We start from the raw sequence: 17615 nt of genomic DNA on the forward strand, positions 1-17615 counted from the left end.
GTTACGTGGAGAGACCCTACTCTTGATATTTCTTTAATACTTTTTTCTAGTGACCAATCAGTGGCCGCAACTCCAGTCTATATAGTTTTCTATCTAATTATAATAGTTCTTTAAAAGAGGTGGACGTATGAGGGAGTTAGTCGAACGTTTTGAATTAGCGTTTAACCAAATTCATCAAAGGTTAAAAGAGATGCATAGTTTCCCAAAGAACGATAATTTCGTAGAGTTATTGAATCGTTCACAGGATCGTAGTGTTGTAAAGGAACATTTTGATACATTAAGGCAATATGCCAAATTGCGTAATGCAATGGTTCATGAGCGAGTGCGTGAGGATTTTTATATTGCGACGCCTCATATTGAGGTTGTGGAAGAGCTAGAAGTTATTAATCAAACGCTTGACCAACCTCCGTTAGCCCTTGATATTGCTACAAAACCGGTGATGTTTTTTTATGAAGAATCTCCGTTATTAGATGTGATGGATGCCTTTCGTAAACATGAGGTTTCGCAGTTTCCAATTTATGATGGTGTTGGTGGAGAGTTTATTGGTCTGTTGACGGATACGGTCATTGTTCATTGGATGAGTCTGCAATTGAAGGAAGGTGTAATCGACGTAACTGATGTTAAGGTAAGCAACTTGTTGAAAAATAAAGCAGAATATAATGTGAAGTTTATGCCTGAGGATGCTACAGTGTTTGGTGTCGAGGACATATATGAACATAGTCATGTTGAGGGGCGTAAGCTAAAATCTGTGATTATAACGAATGATGGAAAACATGGTAGCTCGCCGCTCGGTATCATAACCGCATGGGATTTAATAAAGGTCAATGCCGAGGATCCTGTTGATGAGTGAACAGCGAAGGTCGCTCATGGATTTTCTTAGGTATGTTAAAGCAGGATTACCTTCAAGATGGCTCGTGGGTGTGGACTTGTACTTAGTCTAATGGAAACTGCCGCAAGTCTAGTCGTTCCGCTGTTTGCTAGAGATTTAGTGGATCAATTATCAGAAGGCGGATTAAGTACAGGATTAATTGTTTTTCTCGGGGGCACATTTCTGATTCAAACCGTATCGGGTGGATTTTCCTACTATATACTAGCTTATATTGGAGAAAATATCGTCGCCCATATTCGTGAACAGTTATGGACTCATATTTTACGACTGCCTGTCTCCTATTTTGACGAACATGAGTCCGGGGAAACGATGAGTCGGATCACACAGGATACAACGACAGTGAAAAATTTAATTACCAATCATTTGGTCTCATTTGTTACGGGTGTGATTACGATCGTTGGGGCTGTGGTGATCTTGTTAACGATTGATTGGCGAATGACATTGATTATGGTGTCATCGGTTCCAGTCGCATTATTTGTGTTAATGCCGCTTGGCCGGATGATGTATAAAGTATCGCGTCGCTTGCAGGATGAAATGGCGGATTTTAGCGCCAATTTAGGTAGAGTGTTAAGTGAGATTCGTTTGGTGAAATCGTCTAATGCTGAAGAGTCTGAGAGTGATAAAGGTACACGAGGTATTGGACAGTTGTTTACATATGGTATGAAAGAAGCTCGTATTCAGGCAGTTATCTCTCCATTCGTGACTATGATTATTATGGTCGTGCTCGTAGTGCTAATTGGTTACGGTGGAGTTCGGGTAGCTTCTGGTGCGCTTAGTGCTGGATCGCTAGTCGCAGTGATTATTTACGTGTTTCAAATCATTGTTCCATTCAGTCAGATGGCGACATTCTTCACCTCCTTTCAAAAAGCGATGGGAGCGACGGAACGGATCCAATTTTTGCACGAGATTCCTGTGGAAGAGGATAAAGTGAAGGCATATATTACCACTGAACGTTTAACTTTTCAAGATGTATCATTTGGTTATGAGAGATCGGAGCGGATAGTTTTGAAAGGGGTGAGCTTCTCAGTGACTACTGGACAAACGGTAGCGCTTGTTGGTCCAAGTGGGGCCGGAAAAACGACGGTATTTTCCTTAATTGAGCGTTTTTACCGTCCTTCGGCTGGGGTGATTAAGGTGGGCGGAATTGATTTACAGTCGATCGGTCTTGAAGATTGGCGCCGCTCCATCGGTTATGTTTCCCAGGACAGTCCGGTAATGTCAGGAACGATACGCGATAATATCGGTTACGGACTTCAGTATATGGTCGCTGATGAACAAGTCGAGATTGCGCTTCGTCAGGCCAATGCCTATGATTTTGTAATGAAGTTTGAAGATGGATTAAGTACGTGGGTTGGCGAGAGAGGAATTAAGCTGTCTGGTGGTCAGCGGCAGCGGATCTCTATAGCTCGAGCTTTGCTGCGCGATCCTTCAATATTGTTGTTAGACGAAGCGACGTCGAATTTAGATTCGGAATCTGAAGCAGCGGTGCAAGAGGCGCTTCGGACATTAATGGAAGGACGAACAACGCTTGTAATCGCCCATCGGTTATCAACGGTTGTTGATGCCGATCAGCTATTAATGCTTGAGGATGGGATGATTACGGGGCACGGTCGCCATGCGGAATTATATCGCGAGAATGTGCGATATCGTGAATTGGTCGATCAGCAGATGTTGTAGTAACTTTTCTTACTTTTGATAGGATAGTTGTTTTACTCAGTGTTAGATTGTCTCCTAAGTCTAAAATGATTTATTTTCATTGAAAAATATTCCTTAGGGGGTTTGTGGGAGATCTGGTTTTGATGGAGGGTTTTTTCCCTTTTTGATGTTAATGAAAATTTGAAGTTTGTCGAAACTATCATATATTTCCCTGGAAATAATCGAAATATGTCTGGAAATGAAACAACCTCACCGTTAAACGGTGAGGTTGTTTTTGGTTTAGGTTTAGGCTTCGTCTTTTCCTTTGCGGAAGATGCCTGTGATTTTATTAGATAGGTCGTCAAAATAAGTGTAAACGACTGGGATTAAAATTAATGTGAAGAAGCTCGATACTGTAAGGCCGAAAATGATAGTAACAGCTAATGGTTGCTGGGCTTCTGCACCTTGGCCGATTCCGATGGCAAGCGGCACCATTCCTAAGACTGTTGTGAGGGTGGTCATTAAGATCGGACGCAGTCGGCTTGGGCCTGCTTCGAGTATCGCTTCGGTTCGGTCGTATTCTTTGCTTCGTAATATATTAATATAGTCAACGAGAACGATAGCGTTGTTGACGACAATGCCTGCGAGCATGATGATGCCGACAAAGGCTGGTAAGCTAAACGGTAAGCCGGTTATGAACAATCCTGAAGTAATTCCAACCACTGTTGCAGGCAATGAGAACATGATGATGAATGGGAATAGGAAATTCTCGAACTGGATTGCCATGACGGCGTACACTAGAAAGATTGAGAAGATGAGCGCAAGACCAAGGTCTCCAAAGGCTTCTTCCATGTCTTGGGCTTGTCCTCCGATTTCGTAGGAATAGCCGTCTGGGAAATTGAGTTCTTCAAGTTGGGCACGTACATCATCGGTAGTGCTGCCGAGATCACGGTCGATAACATTGGATTCGACGTTTACTTGCGGCTGCTGATCTTCTCGCAATAACGATACAGGACCTTGTACTTGTTCCAGGTCAGCGATCGTAGCGAGCGGGATGACACTGCCGGTTGGTGTTTGCACGGACATACCTTCTAAATCAGCGATCGTTTCCCGTTGATCTTCTGGTAAAATCATTTGCACGTCGATTTCTTCTCCTGCTTCACGATAGCGGGTAGCGATTTGTCCGGTAAAGGCGGTTTGTACTTGGGTGATTACTTCTTGATCGCTCAATCCATATTCAGCTGCCTTTTCTCTGTTGACTTCAATTTGCATTTCCGGACGGCCTTCTTCTGTAGAAGAGGTTGGCTCACTGACGCCTTCTACATCTTCCATGACGTAGACGACTTGCTGTGATAATTCATCAAGGACTTCGTATTCCGTCCCGTTCAACTGAATTTGCAATGGGGCTCCTGTTCCTAAGCCTGCGTCGAGTTCGCTGACCGCGATGTCCGCTCCGGCAATTCCGCGAAGTTCCTCATCAATATCTTTTACGACAGCCTGAGTGGAAGATTTACGCTGATCAGGGTCGACTAGTTGAATGGTGTATGAGGCACTGTCAGAAGTGCCTCCTCCGATCCCTCCCATACTTCCCCCGCCAATTGTGAGGTACCTCACTTTAATGACATCGCTGAACGTTTTCAATTGGGCGTCGACTTTGTCTGTCGCTTCTTGTGTGCCTTCAAGTGAAGTGGCTGCAGGCATATCGACATTAATTTGAATTTGTCCCTGATCCGAAGGTGGAATAAATTCTGTGCCAATGCTTGGGATTAAGGCCACACTTCCAACGATGCTTGCGAGAGTTAAAGCGATTGTTGTCTTTCTCCATCGCAACACAATCCTTAAGAGCGAGCGATATCTATCATTTACTTTTGCTAAAAACCGATCAAACCAATAGCGGCGTCCACTCGTTTGTAATGGCTTTGTCAATAATTTGGATGACAACATCGGTATGAGCGTCACCGAAACGGCCAAGGCTGTGATCAAAGCAAAAGAAATCGTGAGCGCGAGCGGTGTGAACAGTTCAGAGGCAATTCCTTCTACAAAAATGATCGGCAGGAACACGACAAGTGTCGTCGTCGCTGATGCAATGACGGCGGGAGCGAGTTCGGATGCCCCTTCTTTAGCGGATTCTACCATTGAATACCCACGTTGCCGATAGCTGACAATATTCTCTAAAATGACAATTGAGCTGTCGACCATCATCCCAATTCCAAGGGCTAGTCCACCCATTGTAAGGACGTTTAACGTTTCACCTGTGAAATACATTAAGGTAAACGTAGAAATAATCGCAATCGGGATCGCGATGCCAATGACGAGAGTAGCACGGAAACTTTTTAAAAATAGCATGAGAACGATTATCGAGAAAATTCCACCTAAGATAATGTTGAGAAAGACACTATTAATAGAAGTTTTAATAAACTCACTTGTATCAAGGACAACTTCTGTGTTGGTATTGACTGGCAGGTCATCTTCGACTTCCGTTATGGAAGAACGTACGTTGTCGGCAGTCTGAACTGTGTTAGCGTCGGACTTTTTCAAGATTGACAAGACAACGGCTGGTTGCCCACCCACTTCAGAAACGGTACTTGATTCGTATTTCTCTTCAATGTCAGCAATCTGACTGAGGGTAACGCGTGCGCCTGAGGAAGACTGGATAATCGTGTCTTTAATGTCCTCAATCGAATCAAACTCACCGTCAATTCTGATTTGTAAGTCTTGATCACCTTTTTGAATTGAACCGGCTGAGGCAGCTTGGTTTGATGCATTCAGAGTTTGCATAATCGTTTGCGTATTTAGATCATACTGGGCCATTTGCGAACGACTAATCAATACTTCGACTTCGCGGGTTTTGCCTCCTTCGATATCAACAGAGGCTACTCCTCCCTGACGTTCGATTTGCGGGATTAATTGGTCTTCGGCAACTTGCTGCAATTTTTCAGGAGAGTCTCCTGATAATCCAATCGTCATAATCGGCAGCTGTTGCGGATCAAAACGCAGCACGTTTGGCTCTCCTGCTCCTTCAGGCAACGCTTGGTTCACTTGATCAACGCTCTCGCGAACTTCAAGTAACGTACTGTCGAGATCGGTCCCTGTGCTAAATTGCATAAAGATGAGAGAAGCACCTGCTTGAGATTGGGATTGCAAAACTTCCAGACCTTCAATGGCGCTTACTGCGGATTCAACGGGTTGACTGACGAGTCGTTCCACTTCTTGAGGTGCCGCATCTTCATAGGTTGTGGAAACAACAGCAATTGGTAAATCAATATCTGGATACAAATCAATCGTTAAGGATCGTAAAGAAACAAAGCCTAGGGCCAAAATCGCAGCGACGACCATGATAACGCCAACAGGACGTCTAACGGATAGGTTGACGAGCTTCATTTAGTCGTCCTCCTTCATCACTTCGACTTTCGCTCCGTCCGTTAACGTAAGTTGGCCGCTGGTGACGACTTCAGCACCACTGGTAAGATCACCACGAATCGCGGTACGATCGGATTGGGCTTCAACTACTTCGATGTCGATCCGTTCGACTTCATCTTCCACTAATTGATAAACGTAAGATTCCGTTCCTTGTTGAACAACGGCATCTGTCGGCACAATTAACGTATCTTCCACGACGGTTTCCGGAAGCAGAAATGAAGCCATCATGCCTGGTTTAATGGCTTCCTCATCATTATTGACGGTCGCTTCGACGGGATACAAGTTCGTATCATTAGGAACAGAGGGAACATAGTCGATCGTAGCTGTCACGGTTTCCTCTAAAGTGGAAACCTCAACCTCAAGTTCTTTCCCCTTTTCAAAAAGAGACAGCTGTTGATCGGTTACCGATGCCGTAATCGTCATCGGGTTTAAACGGACAATCGTGGCAAAGGGCTGCTGATTGCTGACATTGTCGCCTTCGCTGAATTCAACGGAAGCCACTTCTCCAGATTTTGGCGCGATAACCGCTTCGTTTTCTCTTTGCTCTTGGGCGTTGGCTAATTGAATTTGAGCCTGTTCGAGTCCTAGTTCGGCTTGTTCAACGGCAGATTCAGTTTCTGCCACTGCTTGCTCCGCTTGTTCTACTTGTGCTTCCGATTCGGCGACAGCTGTTGATGATATTCCGCCTTGGTCGGACGTTTGATTAAACTGTTTCTGTGCTTGATCGGCGCGGGCTTGCGCTTCTTCGTACATCGATTGTGGGATCGTTCCTTCTTCGGCAAGCTCTTTGGATTGTTTCGCAATCAGCTGAGCGGATTCAAGCTGATCACGCGCAGCTTCCATCGCTTGCTCCGTTTCTGCGTTGATCCCTTGACGGGCGATGTTGACTTGTTCTTCGGCAGTTTTGACACCTTCGACGGCCTGATCATATTGAGTGCGAGCGTTTTCGAGCTGGGACTGGGCTTGACGGACGGCGACTTGCTGGAGCTCTACTTGGTTTCCTTGGTCGCCGGGGTCCACGACGCCGACAGTCTCCCCTGCTTCGACACGGTCTCCCTTAGCTACGTTTAATGTCACTAATTCTCCGGGTGTGCTCGGTAGGACGGGAGTGGGTAGATCTGTGGTCGCCCTCCCTACTATTTTTCTATCGATAATGAAGTTATCTTGTTGAACTTGGGCGGTTTCGACGGGTGTTCTGCGCTGATCGGCTGGTGTGGTGTCTTCTTGGCTGTTGCAGGCTGTAAGGGTGGCGGTGATGATGAGTAGGAGGGTGATTAGGATCCGTTTCATATGTATGTCTTCCTCTCTTATATGTGTGACTACATGGTCATAATTATGGATAATGTTACTAGAATATGGGAGGTTATGCAAGGTTTTGTCGAGGGAGTGAATATGCGCGGATTCCAGAAAAAAACCGTCGTCCCTAGTGTAGAGTCGACGGTTATGTAGCTTATTGCATACTGTTACCGAGTTGTCCGATGATAAACTCTAATTTTTTCACTTCCGGGAGTTGATCATGGTCGGGAAATTTGTCGTTGAAGTGCTCGATGAGTGGTTTAATGGCTTCGTCGTCGAGCAGTTCTTTGTACGTATTGAATGTGTGTTGGTATTGTCCGATGTAGCGCTTCATCTTCTTGTCAAATCCGGATAGGTGATAGGTGGAGGAAAAGTCAAATGCCTTTGCGATATCGCTATCATAGGATGGAAATTCCGGATTGATGGCGTGAAGCATGGCAGCGGCGAGTGGGAACTGCATCGTCGGATTACCTTTATGATTTTTAATATTGTATAAGTTTTTTGTGATGTGGACGATGTTTGGGCGTTCTTCGTCACGCTGTTCTTCCATCAGTTTAAAGTATTTTTCTTCGAATTCGTTCGTCAAGCTTGGGTTGTCCAATTTGAAGAAGTGACGAAAGACAAACTGGTAGATGGTATCGTCTGGAAGATAGGTGTTGTCAAAATTCTCGTTGAGATAGGAGTATACGTCTACTTTTTCTCGTGGAATTTGATTGACAAATTTTTCTTCTTCGTCGAGTAATAATATTTTTAGATCTTGAGCCGTTCTGTATTTCATCGGATATCACCTCTCGTTCCCCTATTCCACATATTGGCTTATGGAAAACTTATTTTCAAGAAAATTAATGTTGGATTTTTTCGGGGGGATTTTCTTTTATTCTATCGCATGTGACCTGGGAAATGCCAATGGTTCTTATGAATAACTTGAAATTTCGTGTAAATGGTCGATGATATGAGGGAGAGGAGAGTGATCAAATGGATGTAGCGGCCGCTTCTATTGCTATGAGCCAAACGAGTTTAAAGCAACAAACGAGTGTGGCTCTAATGGATCAGGTGAAAAGTGATGCTGAAACAAAGGGTAATCAAATGGTAGAGATGCTCTCTGATTCGGCTACGGTTTCACACCCTACGAAAGGAAGTCAAATTGACTTGAAAGGGTAAATCGATCGATACTAGGTGGCGCTCCAATACTGAAGCTGCCTAGTATTCTTTTAAATGGGGCAGAAAAAAAGCCGCTTCCTTGGAGTAGGGCGGCCTTACACAGATTATTCGTCTTCTAAAAGGTCCTCGTTTGTACCTTTATTCCCATTGCCATCATTTCCGCCCATACCATCTTGCATTCGATCTTCCATGTCGTTCTCTTCAACGTCAACATTTTCTTCTATGTCTTCGCTTTCTTCTGTCCCGTCGCCCTCTTCCATCTCATTGTTCTCTTGTTCAGGTGGTGTCTCTTCCTCCGTTGCACAAGCACTTAGAGCTGCCACAATGGCTAGCATAGCGATTAATAATTTGAGTAGATTGCTCTTCATTAGGTATTCCTCCTTCAAATTCTTCTATGTTTCACAAGATTTGTTTGGATGGAGAAGAAAAAGGCCGCTTCTTTGATTAAGAGCGGCATGTTTAAATTATTCTTCTTCGTCTTCATTCATAGTGTCTTCGTTTGTAGCATCGTCACCATTATTGCCTTCGCCTTCTCCGTTATCATCATCGCCGCCCATATCCTCTTCACCTTCGCCATCATCACCCATGCCGTCATCCATTTCACCATCGTCTCCAGTATCACCGTTTTCTCCATTACCACCATTTTCCTCTGTACCACCATCTTCTTCAGCAGGTGGTTCCTCTTCCGTTGCACACGCACCTAGAGCTGAAATAGCTAGCATGGTGATAAATAGTTTGAGTAGACCGTTTTTCATTTGGTATTCCTCCTTCAAATGTTGTTTACGACTGCTAGCTTATCCATTTTTTGTATGGGATATACATGGCGAGATATGGGAATGGTTGCAGTTTGAGTACATTTTATAAGATATTGACTATTTAGAGAGAAAAAGAAGCCGTCCGGAATTGGACGGCTTCTTTTTCCATTATTTAAGTGCGAACATAATTTCAGCTTCACAGGCAACTTCACCATCAACAGTGGCTGTCGCTTTACCTTTGCCTACTGGTCCTTTGAGTCGGACAATTTCCACTTCAAGTTTGAGTCGGTCACCTGGTTTCACTTGGCGCTTGAAGCGGCATTTGTCAATCCCTGTGAAAAAGGCGAGTTTACCTTGATTTTCTTCTTTTTTCAACATTGCAACGGCACCCATTTGGGCAAGCGCTTCGGTAATGAGCACGCCTGGCATTACAGGGTAATCTGGAAAGTGGCCCTGAAAAAATGGTTCATTGGCTGTTACGTTTTTGTATCCAACGGCACGTTTCCCTTCTTCAAGTTCTTCAACTTGGTCGATCAGAAGAAAGGGATAACGATGAGGGATAATTTCTTTGATTGCTTGAATATCTAGCATAGAAAAGCTCCTTTCCGTACAAACTATTCTTATTATAAAGGTATCGACTGATGAGAACAAAATTTTTCGGAAAATGTTTTAGGGAAATGATATAAAGGAAATCTACCCTTGAGATAGTTTTTCAATAGGAGGATAATTCATGCTTTGGACCATTGTTGGTATTATATTAGCTGTTTGGCTATTAGGTCTTGTTTTTGATTTAGCAGGCGGCCTCATTAATGTGTTACTAATTGTTGCCGTCATTGTCATCATTGTAAAAGTGGTGCGTGGCCGGAAGAAGCCTTAACGATGCCATATTAATCAATCCGTATTGGTGTTTACCATTACGGATTTTTAATGTTCAGATGTTTGCTTGGTGGTCTTTTGGCTTAATTGTGAACGTGAATAACTTTTTGCGAATGGTTCAGCCCATATTACGAGCAATTATAAAAAGCACGGCTCTTCTACGAGAGTCTCGTGCTTTCATATCTATTAGAAAGGAAACTTTCAGCCGGATTCACCTATTACAACATCGATAATCTGCTGCCATGTTGACCATTTAAGTGCATCTAGCGGATCACCTTCACCAACCACACCGTAGCCAATCATAAGTCCAACGGAAAGCGCTATAATAATGAGTAGAAGAACGATGATGATTCTAAGCCAGATAGGAAGAATCCGTCGGCGAGGCTGTTTTGCTCGTTTTTCCTTTGGTTTCTTTTTTTCTTTATGCTGTTTTCTTAGTTGCTTTTTATCTGGATTCTTTTCTTCTGTTGCCATGAAACACAATCCCCTTACCATTAAAAATTAAGATCTGAGTTGATTTATTAGTCCCATCATTTCGTCCCCCGTAGAGATGGAACGAGAGTTGAATTCATAGGATCGTTGTGCTGTTTGAATATCTGTCATTTGTTTAGCCATATCAACATTAGATGATTCGAGTCTTCCTGTTCGTACTTGAGCGTCAGCACCGATAATGATTTCATCTGCTGGTAATTCTACATCATTTGGTACTCGAAAGCGGTTGTCACCAGTAGCTTCGAGCGTACGTGGGCGAACAGCCTCAACAATACCAAGTTGACCCTCAACAGCTTCTTGCCCGTCACGGCTCACCATAATTGATCCATCTTCACGAATACTCAAGTCTTCCATATTATCTACAAACGTTAGTGCTTCCTCATTTTCGTCAAGAACCGGACGTCCGTTTGAGCTGGTCAGCATTACTTCTCCATTTTCTACAGGGCTTAAATAGAAGTTACCTGCACGAGTGTACTGTGTTTCGGGTCCGTTTTCTGTGTCCTCTTGTAATTGAAACAAGTGATTGTCCTCCTGCAACGCAACGTCTAAGCCTCTATCGGTTGCCTGCATCGTACCTTGAGACAAATCTATATTCGTATGAGCGAGCCTCGCGCCAGAACCTACGCGTATACCGGTTGGTGTGAGCCGATTGACTTCTGCTTCCTCATGTGACTGATTGTTAACTTGTTGGACAAGTAATGAGGCAAAATCAGCTTGTCTACTTTTATAACCGGTTGTATTTGCATTTGCCATATTATTCCCTATTAAATCAAGCTTATGCTGCAACTGCCCCATCGTATTTGATGCTTGTATCATTGATAGATTCATGGACTCTTCCCCCTATTACCCTAGTTTACCAATATCGTTCACCGCTTTTTGCATACTTTGATCATATGCCTTAAGGGCGCGCTGGTTCATTTCAAACGTGCGATATGTATTCATCATCTCAGTCATCGTTCTTGATGGATCAACATTGGAACCTTCAAGAACATTTTGTTGGATTTCAAAGTTCACACCATCGTTCCCACGTGCGTTTTCTAGAGGGTCAGCATCTTCTCCGGGTGTGAAAAGTCCGCTTCCTTCTTTTACCATATCCGGCGCGTTCGCTGTGTAAGATAGGCCTAGTTGGACTTCCGCCTCACCAATTTCCAATGTCCCGTTATCTCGAACGTTAAATTCCATACCATCTGTTTGGATCGGTTGTCCCGCATCGTCATGTACGTAGTAACCTTGATTCGTCGTTAAAAAACCTTCTCCGTCCACGGTAAAATTCCCGTTACGCGTCTGGCGCACGTCTCCGTTTTCATTTTGAACATTAAAAAATAGGAATCCTTCATCGTCAGGTAAATCACCATTTAAGAGAGCCAGGTCCGTCGTATTGCCTGTCTCCCTTAAATCGCCCTGAGAAAATTTAGGTACGGCTTCCTGCATATAAACTCCTGTATTTAGGGAACCCAGTTCATTTTGTGTTGGAAGGGTTAACCCTCCATTGCGAGTTGGGACAGTCGTTCCTCCCATTTCTTCAATGAGTAACTCCGGGAACGCTCTCAAGGTACCTTGATCGGCTTTATATCCTGGCGTGTTTGAATTCGCTATATTATTTGATAGAGTTTCCTGCATGCGTTGGTTGGCAATCATTCCTGATGCCGCCGTATAAAATCCTCTCAGCAAGACGATTCTCTCCTTTTAACCAATTTTATTCTTAGTTATTTTATCAATATTTTCAAGCATAATACCAGTTCCTTTAGCTACACAATCCATTGGGTCTTCCGCAATAAAAACAGGAACTTTTAACTCTTCAGCTAACAGTTGATCAATTCCATGCAAAAGCGCGCCTCCACCTGTCATAATAATTCCGCGATCAATAATATCAGCGGAAAGTTCAGGCGGTGTGCGCTCAAGTACTTGCTTAGCAGCTTGCGTGATGCTTTGAACGGACTCTCTAAGCGATACTTCAATTTCCTCTGAATTCACAGTGATCGTGCGTGGCAATCCGGAAACCATATCACGGCCGCGAATCTCAATCTCTTCATTGCGGGACCCTTTGAATACGGTTGCCACTTGTACTTTAATATTTTCAGATGTTCGCTCACCAATGAGCAATTTGTAAGCTTTCTTAATATACTGAAGAATTTCCGCATCAAATTTATCACCAGCCATTTTAATAGAAGCTGCTGTTACAATATCTCCCATTGAAAGTACCGCAACATCCGTCGTTCCACCACCGATATCAACGACCATGTTTCCACTAGGCTGAAAAATTTCCATACCCGCTCCTATTGCAGCAACCTTTGGCTCTTCTTCTAAATAAATTTTCTTTCCACCTGATTTCTCCGCCGCTTCTCTAATGGCTTTTTGTTCTACTTTTGTAATGTTCGTAGGACAACAAATCAACATTCGCGGCTTCGAAAGAAAACCTTTCACATTTGTTTTTTGGATAAAATGTCGTAGCATGGCTTCTGTGACGTCAAAATCTGCAATGACGCCATCTTTTAGTGGACGAATAGCCTCAATATTACCTGGCGTACGACCAACCATCTTACGGGCAGCGTCTCCTACTTCAAGAACTTTCCCAGTATTCCGGTCCATCGCTACAACAGATGGCTCGTTTAATACAATACCTTTACCTTTTACATGAATAAGTACGTTAGCGGTTCCTAAATCAATTCCTATATCTCTTGCAAACATCTTGAGTAGATCCTCCCTATTTATCAGAAAAACTATTCGAATTATTTATTTTAAATTAATACACATCTAATTTTATATTCTATCACAAAGTTACATGGATCGTCTTATTTCTCAAGAAAAAAGTTCCATATAGAATCTTGGGGTGAAAATTTTTATCGGGAGGTTGGAAATTCGCTAAAGGGTAGGCTCTGCAGGTGTATCTTTTCCAATTGTGCTATATTTCATTCGTGTCGCTTCCCCTCCTCTTAAATGTCTAATTTCCTTATGATGATCGAGGATTTTTTTTACTTCTTTTGCAAGAGGAGCATTGATTTCAGGTAGCCGTTCAGTTAAGTCTTTGTGAACTGTACTCTTTGAAACTCCGAATTCCTTAGCAATAACGCGTACCGTCTTTTTCGTCTCGATAATGTACTCACCAGTCTTGATTGTCCGTTCTTTGATGTAGTCATGCACATCTCTCGCCTCCTGTGATTGACTATCCAAGGGGGTTGGGTGAGACGGGATTAGGGTTACAGGATCTATGTTAGTAGTAAAGCTCTGGTTGGGTCACCCTGGATGGTACCGAATCTTCGGTTATGTTCATTCTATTATTAAAAGTTGGGAGTTATGCTCTATTTAAAGCGTTTGTCGTGCGGGGAGAGTCATTTTGTTGAATTGTGTGGTACCAGGTACCATACAATTCTGTTTACGTACCTAGGTACCACACAATTTAAACACAAAAAAATGGAGACCGAATCAGCCTCCATTTTTAGCACGTGGGTATTGCCTATTGATTTAGGATTGAGTTGTTGAGCTTGATGAAGAACTTTCTTCATCAATGATTGGTTCATCAGTGTCATCTGTTTCACCGGATTCATCGGACTCTGCTTCACCTTCGTCTTCAGGAGCAGGTTCATCTTGTTCTGGTGCAGGTTGGATACCTGATTCAGATGGCTCTTCTTCAAGTGTTGGTTCGTCTGATGGTTCTGTTGTTTCAGATACTTCTTCTTCTGTTGTTGCAGCAGATTCAATGGAACTCACTGCCTGACCGAAAAAGTTTTCTGGATTCACTGGCTCACCATCTTTACGAACTTCAAAATGTGCATGTACGCCGTTGGACTGTCCAAAAGAGTTTTGACCAGCTTGACCAATAACATCTCCCTGTTCAATTTCATCTCCTGATTGGATTTCAACTTCAGCTAAACTAGAATAAACTGTAGTTACATCGTCATCGTGAGTCAATTCAACAACATTGCCATAGAGCGGATCTTCTTTCACTTCAGTTACAGTTCCTGATAAAGCTGCAGTGACCGCAAATTCTTCACCTTCACCTTTTGCGATATCGATTCCTTTACTCTGGTAATACTTATTGTTGTAGAGGACTAGTGCACTTTCCTGTTCTTCATCTGTTGCATCATAGTCGAAGTACTTTGTAACGATGGTTGCTTCATCTTGATTGGCTACCGGCATTTCTAAATTTTCACCTTGACTAGTGACTGGTACTGCTTCCTCATCATCCTGACCAATAAATACCTCGTCTTCTACATTCTGATTTTCCTCATTTAACTGATCAGCTACATCATTTGAACTTGACTGATACCAAAAGACTCCAACCAAAACCATAGCTGCTACTGCTAAATATAAAGCTGGGTACAACCACTTCTTGCGCATCAAGCGTTTAAACTTTAATTTAGTAACGCTCTTCTTTCCTTCCTCTCTCATGTTCATCACCTCAACAGTCATTCTGAACTCTTTTCTGGAAATATATACATGACTATAAAAATTTTTATTGGGGACAGGTAATCGTAGTTACAAAAAGAGGTGAAAAAGTGTTACAAATATAAAAAAAGCCACCCGAAAATGGGTAGCTTAAAAAGAGTGAATTTTCTAATCGTTCAGTACCAGGTACCACACAACTTAACCACCCATTCAACGGGACGCGGTTTGCTTGGTGACGGGTGTAATTTCTGTGTTTTGGTAGTAATGTTGGATGATTTCTTTGTAGGTTTTGCCGTTTTCCGCCATTCCATTGGCACCATATTGGCTCATACCTACTCCGTGTCCGTAGCCTCTTGTTGTAAAGATAATGTGTTGTTCTTTCTGTTCAATCGTAAAGTCGCTCGATTGCAATTCTAATTTCTCTCGAATTTCTCGACCAGTAAATTTCTTATCCCCAACGGAAAGTTCAGCTACTCGCCCACCTGGGGTTTTGGCTAGATTGAAATTCTTTAACCCTGGCTCAATATTAACGTTTAACGCCGCTTCTAAACTGGATAGAGTTACGATTTTTTGATCAAAAAACTTTGGAGAATCTTCATCCCACGGACTTTCTACACTTTTTAAATAAGGAATCTCATTTTCCCAGTAGTCCTCGGAATTCTCAGTGTACCCATTACTCGTCGAGAAAAAAGCAGCGGTGATTGGTTCTTCTTCATATGTGATAATTTCTCCAGCTGTTTCTTTAACCGCCTGATTGATCCGTCCTATATTTTGATTGTAGTGATCCTTCCATTGTTCCCGCAGTTCATCATCATTTTTGTATACTTGGTGCTGGGTAGTATCTGAAACATCCGCCTGTTCCGAGTATGGTGTTCCTTCTGTAAGCTGTTGGGTGATGTATGTTCTTGCGGCTAATGCTTGTGCTTTTAAAGCTTCGATTTCGAAATTTGCCGGCATTTCAGATGCAACGACACGAGCTACATAATCTTCGAGTGGCACGTTCTCAATTTTTTCACTAGTGGTCCTCATCACATTAATGGAAAAGGGAGAGAGGCTCGCCGGGATTTCCGTATCTGATACTGGTTGGTTCGGATTGGTTTCCGACACAGTGGATGTGTCATTTTTACCAATAAATGGTACGACGATGAGTGCGGGAATAATTAAAATTCCCAAAAATACACTAATCATTGTAATGATCCCTATTCGATGATTTTTTTTCATATCTCGTCCTCCTGCATCATTAGTAGACCTCTCTACTAAAATGTATCCACCAAGAGTCACTGATAGAACTAAATATTCTTGTCATTCTTGTGACAAAATAGCAACGAATAAAAAAACGACAAACATATAAGTTGTTTGTCGTTTTTTATGTAGTTTATTAACGGTTCAATTAAGGTAAATACTGAAGGGGGTTAACGGCATTTGATTTACTTCCATTCCATGACCCTTTATGAAGTTCGAAGTGTAGGTGTTGCCCTCTCGATCGCCCTGTATTTCCCATATTCCCTAAGAATGTACCTGCGGAAACCGACTGTCCTGTTGATACAGAGGGAGTTGATCTCATATGAGCATACAAAGTAGTATATGTTTGACCATTAATATAGTGACTAATGTAGACGACATTTCCATAACTAGAAGATTTATAAGCACGAATGACTGTCCCATCTGCTGCAGCCCGGATAGGTACTGTACCTGCTTTCGCTATATCAATACCTGCGTGAAAGCTTCCCCCACGCTGTCCGATCCCCGAAGTTAGTACTCCCGCAGAAGGCCAGTTAAATGTAGAGCCGCTAGCATTAGCTTGTCCAGTCGACGTAGATCCAGAAGAATCACTTTGTGACGTCTGATTGACCTGGGAGTTAGACTGTTCTTGATTAGATTTACGTTTTCTAGCTAATTCCTCTTGACGCTCTCTTTCTTTTTGGCGTTCAAGCTCTTTTTGCCTTTCAATTTCTTCCTTAATGGCCACTTCTTGAGCCCTTAACGTTTCCTGCTCCTCTTCTAGTTCCATTGTATGATTGTGAAGTTCCTTTTCTTCTTTCTCAAGTAAACTCATATATTCATCTTGTTCTGACTTTTTATTATTTAATTCTGATTGTAAACTTTCAAGTTCTTCCTTTTTTTGCTCTAGAGCTTGTAACTGTTCCTCAACTTCTTGTTTCTTTTGGTCTACTTCCTTTTTATCATTCTGGTGTTCAGTTAGAATTTCTTGGTCTTGTTCTGCAATTGTATTTAGTGACATAACCCTTTCTAACAAATCACCAAAATTTTGCGCTCCCATCAAAACGTCTAAATAATCAATACTTCCCCCATTTTGATGCATTGATTTCACTCGTTCTTTTAAGAGACTGTCTCTTTCAGCAATACGTTCTTCTATTACAGTAATCTCCTCTTTAAGTTTCTCAATATCAGAAGTAGTTTGTGAGATTTCATCTTCTTTCACCTGTATGTTTGAAGATGTCTCTTCTATCTCTTGTTCTATTTTTTTTATTTTGTCATCTACCGTTTCTTGTTTTTGTTGAATTTTATTGATTTCATTAAGTTTTTCTTGCTTTTCACTAGCTTTTTCTTCTTGTTGTTTTTTCACATCATTTAATTTTTCCTCGTTACTTTCAGCTGAAATCTGAGAAGTTAATAAACCGCTCGCTAAGAAAAAAACGAATAAAACTGAAACTATCAATTTTGCTTTCAAATTTTCTTCCTCC

18 protein-coding genes are annotated in these 17615 nt (G+C 42.5%); 4 read left to right on the forward strand and 14 right to left on the reverse strand.

The window, feature by feature from the left end:
* Nucleotides 1-127: 127 nt before the first annotated feature.
* Nucleotides 128-850, forward strand: a complete 723-nt coding sequence (locus tag ACFQIC_RS10215; protein ID WP_204708155.1) for a CBS domain-containing protein — start codon at nucleotides 128-130, stop codon at nucleotides 848-850.
* A 57-nt stretch (nucleotides 851-907) separates the two neighbouring features.
* Nucleotides 908-2566: an ABC transporter ATP-binding protein gene (locus ACFQIC_RS10220; protein WP_390217074.1), complete on the forward strand. Its 1659-nt coding sequence runs from the start codon at nucleotides 908-910 to the stop codon at nucleotides 2564-2566.
* A gap of 264 nt (nucleotides 2567-2830) precedes the next feature.
* Here the strand turns inward: ACFQIC_RS10220 and ACFQIC_RS10225 are convergent, their stop codons facing one another.
* The 3 genes from ACFQIC_RS10225 to ACFQIC_RS10235 form a co-directional block, all read right to left on the reverse strand.
* Nucleotides 2831-5905, reverse strand: a complete 3075-nt coding sequence (locus ACFQIC_RS10225; protein ID WP_204708156.1) for an efflux RND transporter permease subunit — start codon at nucleotides 5903-5905, stop codon at nucleotides 2831-2833.
* The gene (locus tag ACFQIC_RS10230; protein ID WP_204708157.1) at nucleotides 5906-7234 is read right to left on the reverse strand and encodes an efflux RND transporter periplasmic adaptor subunit; all 1329 of its coding nucleotides are present in this window, start codon (nucleotides 7232-7234) and stop codon (nucleotides 5906-5908) included. It abuts the gene before it with no gap.
* Between the two features lie 160 nt (nucleotides 7235-7394).
* Nucleotides 7395-8018, reverse strand: coding sequence for a hypothetical protein (locus ACFQIC_RS10235; RefSeq protein WP_204708158.1), 624 nt, complete (start codon nucleotides 8016-8018; stop codon nucleotides 7395-7397).
* Nucleotides 8019-8215: 197 nt separating this feature from the next.
* Between ACFQIC_RS10235 and ACFQIC_RS10240 the strand changes: the two genes are divergently transcribed.
* Entirely contained in the window at nucleotides 8216-8401 is a 186-nt protein-coding gene (locus ACFQIC_RS10240; RefSeq protein WP_204708159.1) for a YjfB family protein, read from the forward strand.
* Nucleotides 8402-8505: 104 nt separating this feature from the next.
* Here ACFQIC_RS10240 and ACFQIC_RS10245 read toward each other — a convergent pair whose 3' ends face one another.
* From ACFQIC_RS10245 to fabZ, 3 genes are all read right to left on the reverse strand, one after another.
* Complete coding sequence (locus ACFQIC_RS10245) at nucleotides 8506-8769, reverse strand: hypothetical protein (protein ID WP_204708160.1); 264 nt, start codon at nucleotides 8767-8769, stop codon at nucleotides 8506-8508.
* A 96-nt stretch (nucleotides 8770-8865) separates the two neighbouring features.
* Entirely contained in the window at nucleotides 8866-9156 is a 291-nt protein-coding gene (locus ACFQIC_RS10250) for a hypothetical protein (protein ID WP_204708161.1), read from the reverse strand.
* A 168-nt stretch (nucleotides 9157-9324) separates the two neighbouring features.
* Nucleotides 9325-9747 (reverse strand): 3-hydroxyacyl-ACP dehydratase FabZ, encoded by a 423-nt coding sequence (gene fabZ, locus ACFQIC_RS10255; RefSeq protein ID WP_204708162.1) that lies wholly within the window; start codon nucleotides 9745-9747, stop codon nucleotides 9325-9327.
* Between the two features lie 139 nt (nucleotides 9748-9886).
* Here fabZ and ACFQIC_RS10260 point away from each other — a divergent pair, with 139 nt between their 5' ends.
* A complete protein-coding gene (locus ACFQIC_RS10260; RefSeq protein ID WP_204708163.1) occupies nucleotides 9887-10033 on the forward strand; it encodes a lmo0937 family membrane protein in 147 nt (48 codons plus the stop codon).
* Nucleotides 10034-10233: 200 nt separating this feature from the next.
* Here the strand turns inward: ACFQIC_RS10260 and ACFQIC_RS10265 are convergent, their stop codons facing one another.
* The 8 genes from ACFQIC_RS10265 to ACFQIC_RS10300 all read right to left on the reverse strand — a co-directional run bounded on the left by ACFQIC_RS10265 (nucleotide 10234) and on the right by ACFQIC_RS10300 (nucleotide 17602).
* Nucleotides 10234-10506, reverse strand: coding sequence for a DNA-directed RNA polymerase subunit beta (locus tag ACFQIC_RS10265; protein ID WP_204708164.1), 273 nt, complete (start codon nucleotides 10504-10506; stop codon nucleotides 10234-10236).
* 27 nt (nucleotides 10507-10533) lie between these two features.
* Nucleotides 10534-11352: a flagellar hook-basal body protein gene (locus ACFQIC_RS10270; RefSeq protein WP_204708165.1), complete on the reverse strand. Its 819-nt coding sequence runs from the start codon at nucleotides 11350-11352 to the stop codon at nucleotides 10534-10536.
* A 15-nt stretch (nucleotides 11353-11367) separates the two neighbouring features.
* Nucleotides 11368-12195: a flagellar hook-basal body protein gene (locus ACFQIC_RS10275; protein ID WP_204708166.1), complete on the reverse strand. Its 828-nt coding sequence runs from the start codon at nucleotides 12193-12195 to the stop codon at nucleotides 11368-11370.
* A gap of 15 nt (nucleotides 12196-12210) precedes the next feature.
* Nucleotides 12211-13212, reverse strand: coding sequence for a rod shape-determining protein (gene mreB / locus ACFQIC_RS10280; RefSeq protein ID WP_204708167.1), 1002 nt, complete (start codon nucleotides 13210-13212; stop codon nucleotides 12211-12213).
* 174 nt (nucleotides 13213-13386) lie between these two features.
* Nucleotides 13387-13665 carry a sporulation transcriptional regulator SpoIIID gene (spoIIID, locus tag ACFQIC_RS10285; protein WP_204708168.1) on the reverse strand — a complete coding sequence of 93 codons (279 nt, stop codon included), beginning with the start codon at nucleotides 13663-13665 and terminating at the stop codon, nucleotides 13387-13389.
* A gap of 321 nt (nucleotides 13666-13986) precedes the next feature.
* The gene (locus ACFQIC_RS10290) at nucleotides 13987-14862 is read right to left on the reverse strand and encodes a peptidoglycan DD-metalloendopeptidase family protein (RefSeq protein WP_390217076.1); all 876 of its coding nucleotides are present in this window, start codon (nucleotides 14860-14862) and stop codon (nucleotides 13987-13989) included.
* 258 nt (nucleotides 14863-15120) lie between these two features.
* The gene (gene spoIID, locus ACFQIC_RS10295; RefSeq protein WP_204708170.1) at nucleotides 15121-16131 is read right to left on the reverse strand and encodes a stage II sporulation protein D; all 1011 of its coding nucleotides are present in this window, start codon (nucleotides 16129-16131) and stop codon (nucleotides 15121-15123) included.
* A 169-nt stretch (nucleotides 16132-16300) separates the two neighbouring features.
* On the reverse strand, nucleotides 16301-17602 hold the full coding sequence (locus tag ACFQIC_RS10300) for a murein hydrolase activator EnvC family protein (RefSeq protein WP_204708171.1): 1302 nt from the start codon (nucleotides 17600-17602) through the stop codon (nucleotides 16301-16303).
* Between the last annotated feature and the right edge of the window lie 13 nt (nucleotides 17603-17615).

The sequence above is a fragment of the Halobacillus seohaensis genome, from assembly GCF_042663045.1.
Classification (GTDB): Bacteria; Bacillota; Bacilli; order Bacillales; family Halobacillaceae; genus Halobacillus_A; species Halobacillus_A seohaensis.